General features: G+C 57.4%; 20 protein-coding genes. 1 reads left to right on the plus strand and 19 read right to left on the minus strand.

What is annotated here, in order from left to right; genetic code table 11:
• Positions 1-22 precede the first annotated feature (22 nt).
• From ACWPM9_RS17560 to ACWPM9_RS17570, 3 genes are all read right to left on the minus strand, one after another.
• Positions 23-1,186 carry a carbohydrate ABC transporter permease gene (locus ACWPM9_RS17560; protein ID WP_484755997.1) on the minus strand — a complete coding sequence of 388 codons (1,164 nt, stop codon included), beginning with the start codon at positions 1,184-1,186 and terminating at the stop codon, positions 23-25.
• A 14-nt stretch (positions 1,187-1,200) separates the two neighbouring features.
• Complete coding sequence (locus tag ACWPM9_RS17565; protein ID WP_428185931.1) at positions 1,201-2,436, minus strand: carbohydrate ABC transporter permease; 1,236 nt, start codon at positions 2,434-2,436, stop codon at positions 1,201-1,203.
• Positions 2,437-2,544: 108 nt separating this feature from the next.
• Positions 2,545-3,900, minus strand: coding sequence for an ABC transporter substrate-binding protein (locus tag ACWPM9_RS17570; protein WP_428185932.1), 1,356 nt, complete (start codon positions 3,898-3,900; stop codon positions 2,545-2,547).
• Between the two features lie 303 nt (positions 3,901-4,203).
• Here ACWPM9_RS17570 and ACWPM9_RS17575 point away from each other — a divergent pair, with 303 nt between their 5' ends.
• A complete protein-coding gene (locus tag ACWPM9_RS17575; RefSeq protein ID WP_484755998.1) occupies positions 4,204-5,229 on the plus strand; it encodes a LacI family DNA-binding transcriptional regulator in 1,026 nt (341 codons plus the stop codon).
• Between the two features lie 18 nt (positions 5,230-5,247).
• Here ACWPM9_RS17575 and folD read toward each other — a convergent pair whose 3' ends face one another.
• The 16 genes from folD to rem all read right to left on the minus strand — a co-directional run bounded on the left by folD (position 5,248) and on the right by rem (position 18,670).
• Positions 5,248-6,147 carry a bifunctional methylenetetrahydrofolate dehydrogenase/methenyltetrahydrofolate cyclohydrolase FolD gene (gene folD / locus ACWPM9_RS17580; RefSeq protein ID WP_484755999.1) on the minus strand — a complete coding sequence of 300 codons (900 nt, stop codon included), beginning with the start codon at positions 6,145-6,147 and terminating at the stop codon, positions 5,248-5,250.
• Between the two features lie 245 nt (positions 6,148-6,392).
• On the minus strand, positions 6,393-7,172 hold the full coding sequence (locus ACWPM9_RS17585) for a WecB/TagA/CpsF family glycosyltransferase (RefSeq protein ID WP_484756000.1): 780 nt from the start codon (positions 7,170-7,172) through the stop codon (positions 6,393-6,395).
• A 366-nt stretch (positions 7,173-7,538) separates the two neighbouring features.
• Positions 7,539-8,075: a hypothetical protein gene (locus ACWPM9_RS17590; protein ID WP_428185936.1), complete on the minus strand. Its 537-nt coding sequence runs from the start codon at positions 8,073-8,075 to the stop codon at positions 7,539-7,541.
• A complete protein-coding gene (locus tag ACWPM9_RS17595; protein WP_428185937.1) occupies positions 8,075-8,440 on the minus strand; it encodes a hypothetical protein in 366 nt (121 codons plus the stop codon). The genes ACWPM9_RS17590 and ACWPM9_RS17595 overlap by 1 nt, the downstream gene beginning before the upstream one ends.
• Before the next feature lie 18 nt (positions 8,441-8,458).
• Positions 8,459-9,013, minus strand: a complete 555-nt coding sequence (locus tag ACWPM9_RS17600) for a rod-binding protein (protein ID WP_428185938.1) — start codon at positions 9,011-9,013, stop codon at positions 8,459-8,461.
• 31 nt (positions 9,014-9,044) lie between these two features.
• The gene (locus ACWPM9_RS17605) at positions 9,045-9,458 is read right to left on the minus strand and encodes a hypothetical protein (RefSeq protein WP_428185939.1); all 414 of its coding nucleotides are present in this window, start codon (positions 9,456-9,458) and stop codon (positions 9,045-9,047) included.
• Positions 9,459-9,488: 30 nt separating this feature from the next.
• Positions 9,489-10,238, minus strand: a complete 750-nt coding sequence (gene fliR, locus ACWPM9_RS17610) for a flagellar biosynthetic protein FliR (protein WP_428185940.1) — start codon at positions 10,236-10,238, stop codon at positions 9,489-9,491.
• On the minus strand, positions 10,235-12,322 hold the full coding sequence (gene flhA / locus ACWPM9_RS17615) for a flagellar biosynthesis protein FlhA (protein WP_428185941.1): 2,088 nt from the start codon (positions 12,320-12,322) through the stop codon (positions 10,235-10,237). Before flhA ends, fliR begins: the two co-directional genes overlap by 4 nt.
• A 153-nt stretch (positions 12,323-12,475) precedes the next feature.
• Positions 12,476-12,742: a flagellar biosynthesis protein FliQ gene (fliQ, locus tag ACWPM9_RS17620; RefSeq protein WP_428185942.1), complete on the minus strand. Its 267-nt coding sequence runs from the start codon at positions 12,740-12,742 to the stop codon at positions 12,476-12,478.
• 43 nt (positions 12,743-12,785) lie between these two features.
• The gene (flgD, locus tag ACWPM9_RS17625; RefSeq protein WP_428185943.1) at positions 12,786-13,280 is read right to left on the minus strand and encodes a flagellar hook assembly protein FlgD; all 495 of its coding nucleotides are present in this window, start codon (positions 13,278-13,280) and stop codon (positions 12,786-12,788) included.
• Positions 13,271-13,720 (minus strand): flagellar biosynthesis repressor FlbT, encoded by a 450-nt coding sequence (flbT, locus tag ACWPM9_RS17630; RefSeq protein WP_428185944.1) that lies wholly within the window; start codon positions 13,718-13,720, stop codon positions 13,271-13,273. Before flbT ends, flgD begins: the two co-directional genes overlap by 10 nt.
• Positions 13,717-14,064 (minus strand): flagellar biosynthesis regulator FlaF, encoded by a 348-nt coding sequence (flaF, locus tag ACWPM9_RS17635; RefSeq protein WP_428185945.1) that lies wholly within the window; start codon positions 14,062-14,064, stop codon positions 13,717-13,719. Before flaF ends, flbT begins: the two co-directional genes overlap by 4 nt.
• Before the next feature lie 37 nt (positions 14,065-14,101).
• Positions 14,102-15,166 (minus strand): flagellar hook-associated family protein, encoded by a 1,065-nt coding sequence (locus tag ACWPM9_RS17640; protein ID WP_428185946.1) that lies wholly within the window; start codon positions 15,164-15,166, stop codon positions 14,102-14,104.
• A 3-nt stretch (positions 15,167-15,169) separates the two neighbouring features.
• Positions 15,170-16,627: a flagellar hook-associated protein FlgK gene (flgK, locus tag ACWPM9_RS17645; RefSeq protein WP_428185947.1), complete on the minus strand. Its 1,458-nt coding sequence runs from the start codon at positions 16,625-16,627 to the stop codon at positions 15,170-15,172.
• A 29-nt stretch (positions 16,628-16,656) separates the two neighbouring features.
• Positions 16,657-17,871 (minus strand): flagellar hook protein FlgE, encoded by a 1,215-nt coding sequence (locus tag ACWPM9_RS17650; protein ID WP_428185948.1) that lies wholly within the window; start codon positions 17,869-17,871, stop codon positions 16,657-16,659.
• Between the two features lie 127 nt (positions 17,872-17,998).
• A complete protein-coding gene (gene rem / locus ACWPM9_RS17655; RefSeq protein WP_428185949.1) occupies positions 17,999-18,670 on the minus strand; it encodes a transcriptional activator Rem in 672 nt (223 codons plus the stop codon).
• Positions 18,671-18,905 lie beyond the last annotated feature (235 nt).

Consider the following 18,905-nt stretch of genomic DNA (forward strand, 5'->3'; position numbering starts at 1 on the left):
TCCTAGTCTGTTCAGTTTGCCATCAGCCACCCTTGACCGAGCCGGCCAGAAGACCGCGGACAAGATAGCGCTGCATGGCGAAGAAGACGGCGAGTGGAACGGCCATGGAAACAAAGGCGGCCGTGGCCAGAATTTCCCAGTTGCCGCCGCGCGTTCCCAAAAGCTCGACAATCTGGTTCGTCATCACCGTCGTGTCGCCGGTCGCATCGATGAGGAAGACCTTGGCGACAAGCAGATCGTTCCAGGTCCACAGGAACTGGAAGATGGCGAAGGATGCGAGCGCCGGAAAGGACAGGGGCAGCACGATACGGGTGAAGATCTGGAAGTCGGTTGCGCCATCGACCTTGGCACATTCGATGATGTCGCGCGGCAGACCGACCATGTAATTGCGCAGCAGATAGATGGCGAGCGGCAGGCCGAAGCCGGTATGGGCGAGCCAGACACCGAGATAGCCCTTGCCGATGCCGATTTCCAGATGAAGGCGCAGCAGCGGAATGAGCGCCAGCTGCAGCGGCACGACCAGCAGGGCGACGACCGCCGCGATCAAAAGGGCACGCCCCGGAAAGCGCATCCAGGCCAGGGCGTAGGCGGCAAATGCTGCCACGACAATGGGAATGATGGTGGCGGGAATGGTGACCGTCAGCGTGTTGAAAAAGGCCTTGGCCATGGAGTCGGTGCTGTTTCCGGAAAACAGCACATGACGATAATTGTCGAGCGTGAACTTGGGCGGAGCGGAGGCCGTCAGAAACACGCGCTCGCCCCGACTGCCCTTGAATTCGGTGGTGTTTTCCAGCCGGTAGTCGCCGTTGTCCTGAACGGTCAGACGACCGTCCTTGCCCATATCGGCGGTGTCGCCCGGATTGTATTCGGAAATCTTCAGCGAGGACGTGCCCCAGGCCGAAATGTCGGCCTTGGCATTCTCCTTGTTGTCGACGAAGAGATTGCCTTCGATGACGAAGACATTGCCGTCCTGCTTCTGCTTGTCGGGCTCGGCTGTGCGCAGCATCATATTCTGCTGCTGGGGAAAGAGCGCGTCCCACCAGCCGCTCGAGGCGATCTGGTCGGAGGTGCGGAAGGAGGAGATAAACAGCCCGAGCGTTGGGGTCAGCCACAAAATGACCAGCACCACGACGGAGATGTGAACCGCCCAGACGAGACCGGATTTCTTTCCTGCGATCGTTGCCATGGCTTAGCCCTCCCTCATCGCATTTCCTTGCGGGCGCTGTAGACGTTCCACACGAGGATCGGCAGCACCAGCAGCATGATGACGATGGCGGCGGCGGAGCCCACGCCCCAGTCGCCGGCAACGAACAGCTTGGAATACATGTAATTGGCCAGAACCTGCGTCTGCCACTGGCCGTTGGTCATGGCAAAGACGATGTCGAAGATCTTCAGAACGACCAGAGTGATGGTGGTCCAGACAACGACCACGGTTCCCATGATCTGCGGCACCTTGATCTTGAAAAAGATCTGGAACGGATTGGCGCCATCGATGACGGCGGCCTCGATCGTCTCTTCCGGAATGCCGCGAATGGCCGCCGACAGGATGACCATGGCAAAGCCGGTCTGGATCCAGATCAGCACGACCATGAGGAAGAAATTGTTCCAGAACAGGATCGTCAGCCAGTTCTGCGGCTCGCCATAGGGATAGTCGACAAAGAACAAGGCGATGATGGAGCGCGCCGACAGGAAAATGAGCCACAGGCCGATGAGCGAGGCGATGGCGCGAAGGCCCATCATCCAGACCGGCGTGTGCGGCTGATGCGGTCGGCGCGAGACAAGCGGCCAGATGAGATTGAAAATGGCATAGGCGACGAAGGCTGCAAAGGCGAGGAGCAGCAGCGTCGGGACCACGCGCAGCACGATGATGGAGCCAATGCCGCCATCGAAGGACAGCCACATGGCATTGAGAATGCCGATCTGGTCCTGATTGGCGGGACGGGCATCGTAGACGAGCTTGAAGATCACCGATGCGCCGACAAAGGAAATTGCCATGGGCATGAAGATCAGCGACTTGGCGATGCTGCCCCAGCGGATGCGGTCGGTCAGCTGGGCGGCCAGCAGACCGAAGGCAGTGGAGGCCGCCGGCACAATGACCAGCCAGAGCAGATTGTTGCTGACCGCTTCCCAGAACTTGGGCTCGGAGGCCATGCGGGTGTAATTGGAAAGGCCGATGAACGTGCCGTTGCGGGTCGTCAGCGACAGCCAGATGGTGGCGACAACCGGATAGGCAAGGTAAAGGCCGAGAGCGAAAATGGCGGGGAAGAGGAACAGCCAGGGCCGGATCATATTGGCGCGGTTGATATTGCGCCCGGCATGCGGGCCCTTGGCCGGAAACAGGACCTTGTCGAGAAAGACATTCGACAAATAGAAGTAGCCGAGACAACCGCCAACGCCGATGACGATGGTGATCACAGCCTGAATTGCCGGATTCATGGTGCCCTCCCGCGAGATACCGAAGTGTCGTTAGTGACGACTTATTGTCTTGTCTCCTGCCCGACCGAAAACTGTCGGGCAGGAGAAATCTGTCGAGGCTTGCAAGACTTACTTCTTGAGGCCGTCCCAGGCCTTCTGAATGGTATCGGCGACCTGTTCTGCGGACTTGCCGCCCACATAGTCGACCATACCGGTCCAGAATGCGCCGGCGCCAATGGCACCCGGCATCAGGTCGGAACCGTCAAAGCGGAAGGTGGTGGCGTTGAGCAGGATCTCGTTCATCTTGCGCACCGTCGGATCGGTAAAGACATCCGGGTTGACGCCCTTGTAAGGGGTCAGGAAGCCCTTCTGGGCCATCCAGATCTCATGCGCGATCGGGGTTTCCAGGAACTTGATGAAGGCTTCGGCGGCCTTGCTGTCCTTGGTGATGGTGAAGGTGGTGCCGGCACCCAGGACCGGCTTGCCGAGATCCTTGTCGGCATAGGCCGGGAAGTAGAAGAAGTCGGCATCTTCACCCACGACCACATCTTCCGGGAAGAAGGCCGGAATGAAGGAGGCCTGATGGTGCATGTAGCACTGGGGCGGCGAATCGAAGAGGCCCTTGGGGCTGTCGCGGAAGTCGGTGGAGGCGACTGCGCCTGCGCCGCCGGCGACGAATTTGTCGTTCTTGGCGAACCAGCCGAAGTCATTGATCGCGTTGATAACGATCGGATCGTTGAACTTCATCTCGTTGGAGACCCACTTGTCGTAGTTCTCCGGCGTGGTGGTGCGCAGCATCATGTCTTCGACCCAGTCGGTGGCCGGCCAGCCGGTGGCCGCGCCCGATCCCAGACCGATGCACCAGGGCGTGCCGCCATCGGCGACGATCTTTTCGGTGAGCGCCTTCAGCTCTTCCATGGACTGCGGCACTTCATAGCCGGCATCCTCGAAGTTTTCAGGCACATACCAGACGAGCGACTTGACGTCGGCCTTGAAGGGGAAACCGTAGAAGGCCTTTTCGCCATCCTTGCCGGTATAGGTGCCGAGATCGGCCCAGGACTGGCCGGCGGCATAGTTTTCAACCAGCCAGTCGGATGTTTCCTTGCCAAGCGGCGTCAGGAAGCCACGCTTGGCCATGTCGGATGCCAGGCCCGGCTGCGGGAAGATGGAAATATTGGGGGCAGAACCGGCTTCGAGATCGACGACGACCTGCTGCTCGAAACTGTCAGAACCCGTGTAGCGCACGTCTGCGCCGGTCGCTTCGGCAAAATAGGCCAAGACGCTCTCGACAAGCGCCTGGTCGGGACCAAGCCACGGACCGAAGATGGTGAGCTGTTCGCCCTTCAGATCGGTCTTCTTCAGCTCTTCATAGCTGTCCCAATGAAACTTGGAATCTTCGCCGGGCTTGAACTTGAGTTCAGCCGCGCCGGCGATATTGGTCAGCAGCGCGAAAGCTGCGACGCTCATGAGTAATTTGCTTTTCATATAATGTCCCTCCCAGGATTAGACCATACTATCAGCTCGAAGACGCCTATGAAAGACAGCGAGCCAAAGCGCTTTGACCGACACAGTCATTCCGCCAATGGTTGACTGAGTCAAGAAGTTTGTCAAAGACGCGCCATGACATCACCGACACCTCAACCTTTCCAAACGCTTATTGCGGACGCATTGTTCCGGCGTACTGAAAAGCACAGTTTCGGCATTGTTTCATCGCGCCAGATTGTTCAATAATCGGTCCGCTTTGGACGTCTTGTCAGATTGCGGCGGACGGCCGGGAGGAGCAGGCAGGTGAATCTGAAAGAATTATCGCAGTTGCTGGGCTTGTCCCAGACAACGATCAGCCGTGCACTCAACGGGTATCCGGAGGTGAGTGCGGCAACGCGCGAACGCGTGGCGCAGGCTGCACGCGACACGGGCTACAGACCGAATCGGGCCGCGCAACGATTGGCGACCGGGCGTTCCGGCTCTATCGGCGTGGTGATGCCGATCGACCCCGGTCGTTACTCGGATGTGCATTTCGGCGAATTCCAGGCCGGGCTTGCCGAAGAGGCCATCAGACACGATTTTCATTTCGTCATCACGCCGGCACATCCCCATGACGAGGAACAGGCAATCCGCTGGATGGTCTCCAGCGGCAATGTCGACGGCTATTATCTGGCCTATCTCAGAAACAACGATTCGCGCATTCCGCTGGCCCAATCGCTGGGCGTGCCCTTTATCGTCCATGGCCGTTCGACCGGGATCGAGAGCGATTTTGCCTATCTGGACGTGGATAACCAGGCTGCGTTCTACGACGCGACCAAGATGTTGCTGGACCTTGGCCACAAGCGGTTCGCGCTGCTGAACGGGCCTGAGGATCTGGACTTTGCCATCCGGCGCAAGAAAGGCATGATCGCGGCACTTGCCGAGCATGGGCTGACGATGCCGCAAAACCATATCTATCATCGAGAAATGACGGACGAAGCCGGATCACAATGCATGGCGGAACTGCTGGCCCAGGACAAGCCGCCAACCGCCGTTCTCTGCTCCAGTACCGTGCTTGCGCTGGGTGCCGTGAGGGCCATCAATGTGGCAGGACTGAAGCTTGGGCGGGATATCTCGCTGATCGCCCATGACGACGTGTTGCCAACGCTCAAGCCGGAGAACTTCACCGTACCGTTGACCACCACGCGCTCGTCGCTGCGCGCCGCCGGCATCCGGATTGCGCAAAGGTTGATCGCCATGATCAATCCGGCGGAAACGGCACCGCCGGATCATGAGTTATGGAAGGCGGATCTGGTCGTTCGTGCGTCCACGGGGCCGGCACCCGACTGAGACGGCCCCTCCCCCAAATCAGAATTTCGGCGCTGCCTTACCCGCCGCCCGGTGGGCAGCGATCACGGTATTGGCCATCAGCATGGCGATGGTCATGGGGCCGACGCCACCTGGAACCGGCGTAATGGCGCCCGCAACGGCTGCGCATTCGTCATAGGCGACATCGCCGACCAGGCGGGTCTTGCCCTCGCCCTTTTCCGGTGCGGGAATACGGTTGATGCCGACATCGATGATGGTGGCGCCGGGCTTGACCCAATCGGCCTTGACCATTTGCGGGCGGCCGACCGCTGCCACGAGAATATCGGCATTGCGGGCGAGCGCGGCGATATCGCCGGTGCGGGAATGGGCGACCGTCACGGTTGCGTTGGCGGCCAGAAGCAGCAGCGCCATCGGCTTGCCGAAGAGATTGGAACGGCCGATGACCAGGGCATTGAGGCCCGACAGATCGGCACCGTGGATGGACCTGACCAGCACCATGGAGCCCGCCGGCGTGCACGACAGAAGACCGGTGTCGAGATCGCCTGTTGCGATCTTGCCGGCATTGACGACATGCAGGCCGTCGACATCCTTTTCGGGTAGAATGGCCTGGGTGACAGCCTCGGAATCCAGATGCTTGGGCAGTGGCAACTGCACGAGAATGCCATGGATCGCCGGATCGGCGTTGAGCGAGGCAACAAGGGCCATCAGCTCGTCCTGCGGCGTCTCTGCAGGCAGCGTATGCTGGATCGAATGGAAGCCGCATTCCTTGGCCATGCGGCCCTTGGAGCCGACATAGGCATGGCTTGCGGGGTCATCGCCGACGATAATGACGGCCAGACCGGACTTGACGCCGGTGGATGCCTCAAGATCCGCCGAAGCCGCCTTTGCCTTCTCGATTACGGAGGCAGCCACCTGCTTGCCATCGATGATTTCGGTCATGCCTTCTCCCCGCGCGCAAATACAGTCCATAAATGGGCGTGTCCGGCCGGGGCCGGCGAGCCCGCCTCCGCTCTATGGTGACGGTCATTCAATTGCAAGAGGCAATGCATAGGCTGCCGCAGGTACGACCCCGGCTATTCCGCAGGCGGCGCTTGGCGTGTCATCGACAGCAAGGAGAGCGTTCGTGGTGGGCGGTCAGTCTGGTCGGGCCGACATTCGCCGGCTCGCGTGTGACGGGTTCACCGTCAAATTTGGCCGCTTCGCGCCTGTTTGCGATAGCGAAACACGCGCCAGAGGAAAACCGGTATGCCGACAATATAGCGACGCCACAATCGTGCCGGTTCGTTGACCAATCTGAAGGCCCATTCACAGCGCAAGCGACGCACCCACAACGGCGCGCGCGCAACATGGCCAGAGACAAAATCGAAGAGCGCTCCAACCCCCAGGACCAGCCGCGCATGCTCTGCGGTGATATTGGCGTGAATCCAGTTCTCCTGCAGTGGCGTGCCCATGCCGACGATGAGCACATCGAGCTTCAGATCCGAGAGCCTGTCGATCGTGGACGCCTGATCGGTCTTTTCGAAATAGCCATCGGATACAGGGATGAATTCATGCCAGGGCGCGTGGCGTCGAAAGCTCTCCGTCGCTGCGTCCAGAACATCCGCGCGCCCGCCGATCAGGCCAATGCGCATGGGCTTTGACAGATAGGTGAGCAATGCCGGCACGAAATCGGTGCCGTTCAGGTTTGCCGTGAAGGCACGACCGTTCAGCGCGAGAGACGCGATATCCATGCCAAACCCATCCGGCAGCACCACATGCTCACGCAGGATGTCGCGATATTTCTGATCGCGATGCAGGATATTGGCATTATTGGCATTGAGAAACGATACCTGAGCCTGACCCATCGGCAGCGCGGCGAAGGTGCCGATCATCGACAGGGCACATTGCCAGCTCAGGTCGTAGACGGGTATTCCGAAAATCAAACGAGTGCTGGTAACGGGGGACGCTCTGGACAGTATATTCATGCTGCAAGCTTTCGGACGTGACCTGTACGATTTGCGCAGCAAGATGGCAGGAAGGATAACCAGACTCTGAAGTAGCATCATGCCGCTCATGCGAGAAATCGATGCTGTTGTGTAACGTCAAAAACTCAATTTCGGCTTAATTAAATATCTCTAATTTTATAGAATTGGCCATTTTGCGTGTGATATCAAACATCAATGATCAATGCCTGCCGGGCAGACCCGCTCGGATTTCCGCGCAAGAGCGATTGGCGCAGCGGGGCGGCTGCATCTGTCAGGGCGTTGCAAGAGGGGGCAAACCAGACATGAAAAAGCCGGCGCGCAATCGCGGCCGGCTGCCATTCAGATGATCGCGGGGATGAAAGCCCTTCAGTGGCCGCCGCTCGCCTTGGGCTCTTCGATCTTGACGCCTTCGACGATCGTCAAGGGCTTGCCGGCAGGGCGTTCACCCGGATTGGCGCGGATGTCATCCTTCGAGATATAGTCGAGCTGTTCGACCAGAACCTCATCGATCAACTCGTCACCCAGACGCTCGTTCAGGTCTTTCTTGATCGTGTCGCGGAAGTCGCCGACATTGAAGGCCGCCGCATGGCTAATATCGATCATCTCGTTGCCGACCAGCAATGTGAACAATTCATCGGTCATCAACTCCGTCATCGGGAGATCGAGACCCTTGATCTTCTCGCCTTCCATCATGAAGGAAATGCGACCGACGAAATAGCCGTTGACCCGGCCATCGGCAATCATCGGGATCGTGATCGATTCACCTCGGACCAGCTGGAGTGCGGCCTTGCGCTTTTCCTCGTCGGTGGGTTCCGGAGGAGCCATTGCCATGTGGACCGACATGTAGACGGCGCCGAGTGAGACGATACACACCCAAACGCCGGCCAGGATAATCTTGATCATCAGGACTCACTGTAGAGAAATTGTTCCTGGGAATAGGTTCCATCCGCATCCGCGTCCTGAACCGCATTCTTGAGCAGATCCGCCACCGCGCGTACCGCATTCATATGGGCTTCGACACGCTTTGAATTGAGAGCAAGCTTTGCCTTCAAATGGTGCATCTGCTCGACATAGCCCTTGGCCAATTCGCGGGGGTCGGTATCGCGAAACAACATCGTCAGTTCGTAGAGACAACGGCTCTTGTGGGCGTTTGATACCTTGAGGTCGAATTCCGGATCACGTCCGATTCTCTGATTCTCGTCATCGACAATGCGCTCGAGACGCCCCAGAACCGTTTTGATACGATATTCGCTGGACACAAATTCCATTTCCGGCCTCACCTGGATTTAAGCTTGCTTGTCTTCGCTGGCGGAGACACCGATGGTCTGCCGCTGCAATTCGGTGACCATGCTGACAGCCATGCTGCGGTCAGTTTCGCTGGTCGATACGTTGACTGTGTCTTCATGCCGCTTCACGGCCAGCATGTCGCGATACATCTGCTCGGCAATGCCAATGCCGCCATTCTTGGACATGACCTCACCGATCTGTTCGGCCATCATGCTCTTCCAGATCTCACCCGAATTGCCCTTGCCGTAGACAGACTCCGTGTCATCCGGCATCATTTCCTTGACGAAGGTCTGGAGCACGACGGACTCAAACTGCTGGTAGACCTTGGGCATATCTTCAGGCGCTGCCTTCTGGATCTTGCCCAGACCGGCCTTTGAGGCTGCATCGTTGAGAATGCCGACAGCCGATTCGAAACCTGCACCCTTTTCCGCAAGACTTGTTGCGGCAAAGGCGGCGCGGCTGGCTTTCAGCTGCTCCTGCGCGGCCTGTGTCTCGAATGGGTTAGCTGCCCGAACTACGTCCAGAACCAGATCGCTGGGTGGTGATATGGCCACGTCTTCGTCCTCACTGATTTGTATCAGCGGACTATGTATCGTGAAGCTTGCTGGAGGCTGGTGTTGCACTCAAAAGATCGACGAGGTCATAAATGGCGTTGTCATCGCTTTCGCGCAGTTCCAAGGCGCGGGCGTCCTTCATATGCTCTTCCAGCCGGTCGCCCTTGACCCGCTCGCGCAGGGTTTGCATTTCCTGCACGCGCTGAATGCCGGCAAGCTGCTTGTCGGCATTGGTCAAGCGGTCGAAGCGATCGGCGTAATTTTGAGCAAACAGGCGATGCACCGGATCGAGCGAGCCGATTGCGTCCATGACGACATCCATCGAATGCGCCACTTCTTCGCGTTGCACGCCGGTCTGGGCGAGATCGCTTCTGGCGACCTGCTCCATATGGCGCTGGACCATGACCAGCCTCTTGAGTTTGTCGGATTTTTTCTTCGGGCCCATAAGCCTCTCCAGACATTGCAGGCTTGACGCCTAGCCAAGGAAGATCGCCGGGAAGCCCGCTGCAAATTGCCGGACCATAGCCGCGATGGAAAGATACAACAGGAACAGGCCGCCGACCAGAAGATACGGCGTCGAGATGAAGTAGATCGGAATCTGCGGCGCAAGCTTGTTGATCAGGCCGATCGAGAAGTTGAACATCAGGCCGAAGATCAGGAAGGGGCTGGCGAGGCGCAACATGATGACAAAGGTGGCTGCGACCGTGTCTGTCAGGGTGATCAGCATCTTCTGGCTATCGATCATCCCGCCGAGTGGCATGGCCGTATAAGAATCGATCAGCGCACGGAAGATCATATGATGGAAATCCATCATGAAGAGCATCAGGAGGCCGCCGAATGTGATCAGGTTGGTGATCTGGTTTTCCGGCGCATCTTCCAGAATATTGCCGGCACCCGGTGCGGAAAAACCGATCGACATGGCAAGGATGGAACCCGCGAACTGAAGCCCGAGCGTATAAAGCCGGGCAATCAGGCCATACATGGTGCCAATCAGGGTCTCGGCAATGACAAGCTGGACCACTTCAAGCCTGGAGCCCGCAACCCGCGGATAGATAACGTCCCACAACACCGGCAAAATGGCCATGGAAACGGCCAGAGCCACGAACAGCCTGATTAGCGGCGGAATCCTCGAGGTGGAAAATCCCGGCATCACCATGAAACATCCGCCGATACGACAGAAGGCCACGAATAGCGCCAGAATTGTCCCCTGAGGGTCTGAAATCATGAAATGGAGCCCAGAATCTTGATCTCGATGCCCTTGGCCAGTTCGACATGCGACAACACCGGAAGCGTTGCGAACAGGCGCTCGATAATCATGCGCACATAGGACCGCGTTTCGGGCGAAGTTACAAGCACGAATGGCAATCCGCGATCCATGAATTCACGGATAACCTTGCTCGCCTGTTCAGAGAATTCCTCGAGATTGCGCGGGTCGATATCGAATTCGACGATTTCGCCCTTGGCGTCGCGCTTGAGCGCCTGGTGGAATACGAGATCCCATTTCGGACCGAGGCGCAGAACACGCAGCACGCCGTGATCGGTCAGATCGCCGCAGAGCTGTTGGGCCATACGGACCCGGACATGCTCGACGATCTGCTCGGTCTTGCGCACATGCGGTGCAAGTTCGGCCACGGCTTCGAGAATGAGATGCAGGTTGCGGATGGAGACGCGCTCGGCCAACAGAAGCTTGAGCACGGCCTGAAGGCCCGAATAGGACATGTGCGACGAGCAGATCTCGTCGGCCAGCTTCTTGTATTCGGGATCGAGGCGATCGATCAGCACCTTCACGTCCTTGTAGGAGAGAAGCTGCGGCAGGTTGTTGCGGATGACCTCGCTCACATGGGTGAGAACAACCGAAACGTTATCGATCGGGTGGAAGCCTTCGCGTTTCAGATCGTCGACAAAGGTCTCCATGATCGAGACGGCGGGCATGCCGAAGGCGGGTTCGCGGATCTCGTCGCCCGGAATGGTTGGCTTGCGCCCCGAGCCGGTCACCACCAGCACTTCGCCGACGCGCAGCTCGTTTGACGCAACCGTGGTGCCGTGGATGCGGATCTGGTAGGATTTCTCGGGAATGCCGATATCGTCGGTGACCTTGATCTCGGGAACGACGAAACCGTATTGGCTGGCGAATTTCTTGCGCATCTTGCCAACGCGGAAGGCCAGTTCCTGGTGGGCGCCGAGCAGACGGGTCGAGACCTGCTTGCCAAGGGCCAGTTCGATTTCGGCGGTCTTGAGGACCGACTTGACGGAATCCTTCTCCGCTTCCTTGGTCTGGATGACCTTCTTTTCCTCGGCTTCGCGCTTGACCTTGTTTTCGGCTTCCACGGCACGCGGGATCCACCAGCTGCCAAAGGCCATGATGCCGCCAAGCGTGGTGAAGGGCACGAAAGGCAGGCCCGGAATGACAGCCAGAAGGAACATCAATGCGGCGGCAACCGACAGGGCGCGGGGATAGCCGCTCAGCTGATTGATAACGGCCTGATCGGTGGAGCCCGGCGTGCCGCCGCGCGAGACGAGCAGACCGGCTGCCAGCGAAACGATCAGCGCCGGAACCTGGGAGACGATACCGTCGCCGACGGACAGCTTGACGAAGACGTCAGCGGCTTCGCCGATTTCCATGCCGTGACGGAAATAGCCGATGACGATGCCGCCGAAAATGTTGATCGCCGTAATGATCAGGCCGGCGATCGCATCGCCGCGTACGAATTTGGACGCACCGTCCATGGCACCGAAGAACGAGCTTTCCTGCTCCAGTTCCTGACGGCGACGCTGGGCTTCCTTTTCGTCGATGATGCCGGCGGACAGGTCGGCATCGATCGACATCTGCTTGCCCGGAATGGCATCGAGGGTAAAGCGTGCGCCCACTTCCGCGATACGGGTGGCGCCCTTGGTGATCACGATGAAGTTGACCGTGACCAGGATCATGAAGACGATCAGACCGATGACGAAATCGCCCGACATGACAAGGCTGGAAAAGCCCGAGATGACCCCGCCGGCTGCGGTGTGTCCCTCATTGCCGTGCGACAGGATCACACGCGTCGTTGCAATATTCAGCGACAGGCGGGTCATGGTCGAGATCAGCAGGATGGTCGGGAAGGACGAGAAGTCCAGCGGACGCTGAATCCACAAGGCCACCATCAGGATCAGCACGGAAAAGGCGATCGAAAAGGACAGGCCCATATCGATCAGGAATGGCGGGATCGGCAGGAACAGAATGCACAGAATACCGACGATACCGAGCGCGAAGCCGATATCACGCCCTTTCGGACTGACCTTCGGAATGATGATTGCAGGTGTTTGCGCCATGTTATTCCCGTCTCTTCATGAGAAGGCAGACTGCGGCAACAGGTGTCCGCAGTCCTTTCCACAGTCTGCTGTAGAAGACGAAGCTTGCGCGAGGGTGGTAGAAGCGAAGTTTGGCTGACGCCCGGGGCGACAGTTCACGCGCCGGAAGCGTTGTCAGAAACCGCTTTGCACCCGGGAAAAAACCAGATTGGCAAAAAGCGAGATCTGGGCGCCGACGAAAGGCGCGGTGATCCCGGCTGTGATGAGGATCGCGACGATTTTCGGCACAAAGGTCAGGGTCATTTCCTGAACCTGGGTCAAGGCCTGAATGAGGGCGATCGTCACGCCCACCACCATGGCGGCCAGAACCGCCGGACCGGACGCGATCAAAATCGTCCAGACGGCGGCCTGCATGATATCCAGAGCGTCTGCCTCATTCATTGCGGCGGCTCCTAAACTGGGAAACTACGAATCAGTGACGAACTCACGTGTCCGTAGTCGTATCATCAGACGTGTCGCTGTCGCCAGTGCTGTCGCTGGAATCTGCAGTGTCATCCGTGGAGGTTGCCGGCGGAGTGCCAACCGTGACGCCAACCGAGATCGGAATTTCCTCGCCATCGACCGTCGTTGCAACGATTGCATCGCTGTAGACCTTGACCGATGCGATAACACCGCTTTCGGTGCCGTCATTATTCGTAATGGTCTTGCCGACAAAGTAGGCGGCATTGGAGAGTGCCGAACCGGCGATCAGATTTTCCAGATTGGTGTTGGTCTGGATGGTCTGTTCAACCTGCGAGAATGTGGCAAGCTGCGCCACCTGTTCGCTGGCATCCATCGGATCGGTCGGATCCTGGTTCTTCATCTGCGCGATCAAGAGCTTCAAAAAGGAATCGTAATTGAGAGAGGCGGCGCTGGATGCCTCAGACGATGCCGTATTGTTGGAGACGCTCGAATAGGGGCTTACGCTGTCTACCGCCATGGTGCGATCTCCTTGCGAATTTGCTCGATCGTCGCCGGCGTCATTTCCTGGTTGTTCAGGATTTCGTCCTCGATCGCATAAAGCCCACGGATGGCCTTCAGTGCGTCAAAGGCCCTGCCGGATGCAACCAGACCATCGACCCGCTTCAATTCGGCCAGAACTTCCTCGTTCTCGAAGCAGTTGAGCAGCATGATCACCGATTTGCGGAACATGATCAAAGACTGTTCGCGGCCTTCGGGATTGATCAGCATCATCTGAGCGATGAAGTAGAGCTGACGCAGAGGCGTCGAGGCGTCTTCGGGCTGCAGAACGTGATTTTCCAGGAGGAAGGTCACGTCATTGAGAAATTCGAGTGCAACCTTGCGGTCAACGCGCAACACCGCCCCATTGATAAAAATTCGCTCACCGGATTTCAGCGAGATGCGCAAAGTGCTCTTCATTTCAGTCCATCCCTGATGATGGTTGTCACGTCAATAATGCCCTGGTAGTTCGTCGACTGCCGTTTTCGTATCTGATCGCATTCCTTCAAGATCCATATCGCAATGGAAATGAGATTGGCGCGCAGTTCGGAATCGAGCTGATTGTCGGGCTGCTTAAGATCTTCGATGAAGCGTATCCAAACCCGACGGGTATAGAACATGGCTTCAATTGCCTGTCGGGAGTATCCGCTCTCATCGCGGGCTGCCGTCAGCAGTTCTACCGACCGGGTCAATGCCTGCCTCTCGCGATCTTTCGCGTCAGCGACACCATCCTCCATGATCTCGGCATAGGAAAACTGATACATCTAAGCGTCCTTCATTGTCAGTCCATTCCCTTGCTCATCAAAGGAAGTTCACCAAACTCAACTGCTGTATTTTAGATGTTAATGTATAAGAAGTCTCTACCAAAGACAGAAGGTTGTTCACCTTCGTCGAAGCCTCGTAGACATCAACCTCAACCATCGAGTTGAAACTGTTTTCCATGATGTCCTGCTGGATCTCCAGCGATGCCGATGCGTCTTTCACCCGTTCCTGAGACAAGCCCAGCTGCGTACGTTCTGCATCAATACCGGATAAGGCGACATTGTTGTATCCCGTGACGGTATCGATGACGACGCCGCGCGTCTCGTCAGACAGGTTCATCGGCGCCAGCTCCAGTGCCACGACCGCCGACATCATGAACTTCTTCATGCCGTCGCTGTTCAAGGTGGCAGACGTCTGCACGACCTCGGTCTGGCTGATGCGGGTCTTCATCGTTTCATCGGTCGCGTTCGACCAGTTGGTCGACCATGACGGCTCATCGAACATCGGCTCGACGACGGTCGTCAGAAAGTCATCCATGCTGGGGCTTGGCCCCGTGGCGGCAATCGTCGCCGTTGCCGGATCGGTCTGCGTAAAGCCGAAATAGGTCTGAAATGCCGTGTCGAAACTGGCCTGAAGACCCGTTGTCGTGTCCTGATAATCGACCAGCGGGCGCACATCCGTATTGATACCGGCGAAGAGATATTCTCCCACCACGGCGGTGTTTGCTGCGTTGGTGAATGTGGCAAGAGCATTGCCGATTTCCTGCATGGCGGCATTCGTGGTGGTTTCGTCACCGCTGCCTTGCAGGAGCGTCAGTTGCTCCTTGATGGTCTGGTTGGATACCGACATCTGCTCCATGGCCGCCTGGGACGATTCCAGACGCTGCGTTGCGATACCATTTGTATCGATCAGCGAGAGAAGGCGCGTGCTTTCGCGGCTGAGATCCAGCGACAGGGTGGTTCGCGAACCGAGTTCTGCGCCGATATCGGCATACTGGCCTGTCGTGACTTCTTTTTGGGTATCGATCAGCTCGTTCTGCGCCTGAAGGATCGTCAGCCTCATGGCATTTTGAACGGATAGATTGGAGATATTCGATGTCTTCATGACTTATCCCGCCACAGCTAGGAGCGATTGCAGCATTTCATCTACTGCATTGAGCAATTTTGTCGCCGCCTTGTAGGATTGCTCAACATCGAGCAGCAACGACAGTTCTTCATCCAGGCTCACGCCTGTCTTGTTGCTGTATGCCTCTTCGGCCCGCAGCAACATTGCGGTCTTGGTCTCGGCGCCGTTGGACGCGCCCGAACGATATTCCTCGAGCCAGCCGACCGAGCTGGTGGAAAAACTCATAAGACTTGTATTATCGTCGATCTGCGCGGCCGCGTCGAAGATCATGTCGCCTGTCATGCCATCGAGAAAGTCGTTCAACTGATCTGTGTAGCCGGCTGCACCGCCTGTATTGTGGATGTAAGCTGCGCCATTGATGCCACCATCGCGCAGCAACATGGGATCGCCGCCCGCCGATGACTGCACTGCGGTGCTGACCGCAATGGTGCCGGCAAGTCCTGGCTCGATTGTGCCGGCTGTCAATGAGGTGCCGCCCGACCAGGTGAAGAGACCGGGCTCATCCGGATTGACCAGCGAAGGATCCGTTTCCGAAAAGATGGTGATGAGTCCGCGCGCCACTTCGTCGAGCTGGCTCTGGAACACTGGCGCAATTTCATCACGAATCTGCAATTGAGCGGCAATGCTGCCCTGGGCGGACGTGTCCCCACCGACGCCGATATTCACCCTTGTGCCATCCACCATCACCGGATTGCCAGAGACGCCGGCATCGTAGAAGGTCTGCGGCGTGAATGTCACCGTACGGGGAATGGTCTCGAAAAGTGTCGTGCCATCCGTTGTGTAAAGGACGACATCGCCCTTGTCGCGCGTCTGAACATTGATGCCGACGATCTGGGATATATCGCTGATCACCCCATCACGCAGGTCAAGCGCATCGCTTGGATCCCCGCCAACAGTTGTGATCGAAATGACCTTGTTATTCAGGGTCTCAAGCTGGCTGAGCAGGGCATTGAGGTCGGTGACCGAGTCGGAGATATCCTGATCGGCCTGCTCGCGCAGATCCTGCACGGCCTTTGTCGCCGTGTTGAGAGAATTGACGACATCGCCTGCGGCAGAAATCGCCGTCTGGGCCATCGCCACTTCGCCAGGCTTGGTGGCAAAGTTCTGCAGACTGTCGTAGAATTTGGAGAGATAGGTGCTCGGCGACAACTCGTATTCATTGCCGCCGAGTACGGATTTCAACTGTTCCAGTCCGTCTACCAGTGTCTGCTGGCCGCTCGATTCCGATTGAGCCATGAACATCTGTGACTGCAGAAGGCCGTTGGTTGCACGTTCCGTGGAGACCTGCGTGGAACCCGACAGGGTTCCATAGCTGACCGTTGTACGCTTAACATAGTTTGGGTCGCTCGAATTCGCGATGTTCTTCGATATAACGGCTGACTGTTCGCCAGTGTTACTGAATACATTTTTCGCAGAATTAATGGCAGATGTAAGCGTCATAGGTTCATCCTAGGAACGGTGCGTCACGGCTATCGTTTCAGATTCACGAGAGTTTCCATCAGCTCGGAACCTGTCTGAAACACCTTGGAATTGGCGGTGTAGTTTCGCTGGGCCTGAATCATGTTGGTCAGCTCCTCGGCAACGTCGACGTTGGAGTCTTCCAATGCGTTGGAGATGATGTCACCGAAACCGGAGTTGCCTGCATAACCCAGGACGACCACACCGGAGTTGTTGCTCTGCTGGTAGAGGTTACCGGCAACCGGCGTCAGGTTATCCGGGCTTTGCACAGTCGCCAGAGCCACACGGAAGCGCGGCTGAAGGTCACCATTGCTGTACATGACCGACACGATGCCAGCCTCGTCAATTTCATAACCGGCAACTGTGACCGCTGCTGTGCCGTCAATGTCACCGACAACGGAGAAGTCAGCAGCAAGCTGCGTGGTACCGGTCAGGTCGATGGCTATGGACGGGAGTTCCGCACCGCCGAGAGTCGTCGACGGGATAGCCGTCGTGTTCACGGTGGACGGCGACGTGGTCAGGTTGCCGTCGACATCGAAGTCGAGCGTTGTGGCCGCCAGGACAGATACCGGCGTGCCGTTGTCGTCGTAAGACGCGGAAACGCTCCACTGGTTGTCTGCGATCTTTTCGTAAGTGAAGGTCAACAGTCGGCTATTGCCCTGTGAATCCACCGCGACCAGAGATGTCGATGTCGTGTAGCCGATCGCTTCATTGGCAGGCGCATTGACCATCAAGCTGCCGGTGCCCGAGGCTTCTGCCGCAATGGCTGCTGACGACAGGTCGATCGCCTGAAGGCCATCGAAACCGTTGACGACGATCGTCGGATCAACATTCGAGTCGTATTCATAACCCATCAGCGTGTAGCCAGCTGCATTCTGCAGCGTGCCATCATCCATTTTCACAAAGGAACCGGCGCGGGTCATGTATTCGCGACCATCACCGCCCTGGACGATGAAGAAGCCATTGCCGTTGATCGCAAGGTCGGTGTCGGAATTGGTATAGCTGAACGTGCCCTGGTCCGAGATGGAGTAGCGCACAACCGTGTTGACGCCACCGGAGTTATAGGTGCCGCCAGCGCTTGGCAGGATCATGGATGAAAACTGCGTGCTGGCCTTTTTATAGCCAACGGTGCTGGAGTTCGCGATGTTGTCGCCGACCGTGCCAAGCAGGTTTGCCTGGGCGTTCATTCCGGACACACCGGTACGCATAGTTCCATAAAGGCTCATTGGATGTCCTCGCTACTGAAGTCATGGAAAGAATAGGAGATGGGCCTTGCGTGAAGCTGTCTGTCGGGCGGGAATTCCGAATTCGATCCGGAAATCATTCCCGCCCAAGGCCCGGGTCATCGACTGGTTATTCCCAGTCGATGCAGTAGCCGAGGAAACGCTTGGAATCGATGGGATCGAAACCGAGTTTCTTGCGCAGTTTCTTGCGCAGCTTGGAGATGTGGCTTTCAACCACGTTCTCTTCAACTTCCTCGTCGAAGAGGCCGTAGATCGCATTGAAGATCTGCGACTTGGAAACACGACGACCGCGGTTGGAGACCAAATATTCCAGAATGCGGCGCTCGCGGCGCGGCAACGGGAAGACTTCGCCCGACAGCTCGGGATCGCGTCCGTCGGAGTAAACCCGGATCGGGCCGACTTCCGTAAAGTTGGTGATGGCCTTCAGCCGACGACGTATCGCCGCAGCGCGTGCCAGAATCTCCCGCGGATGAACCGGCTTGCGCACGACATCATCAACGCCAGAATCGAACAATGCGAGAGTAGCCTCCAGGGAGGGCTGATCGCTGACCGCAATAACCGGAGCCTGTGTCCGATCGCGAATCGCGCGAGGTAGATCAATCGTCCGCTCACCCTGCCCCAGCAGGAAAGCTTCGACGGCCGCGATATCAGTATCGGCCGCCGTGTTTACCCATTCCCCAAACTCAGCCGGGTCGAACCCGGTCGAAGGAATGCCTTCACGTCCAAACAGGGAAGTATACCCATTTTTAACGAGCTCGCGCTCATCAACCACTACGATCATTCGTCCGCCTCCGAATCAGTGTGGTGCCTCGATTTGATAGGAGTACGAATCGAGCGAATCAGCGACAACTGTAGAAAGTTAATGGTGGGTATTAATAATTGCTTAAGATTTCGGTGGTGATTTGATCAACATCTAGTAGCCCATCTGTATTTTGCCACTATTTTTCAGTGCGTAAATTAACAGATGGTTAACAAGAGACTTGCCAGACATATTTCGTCCTAATTCTCGCCTCATT

This window comes from Agrobacterium sp. H141 (assembly GCF_057158725.1).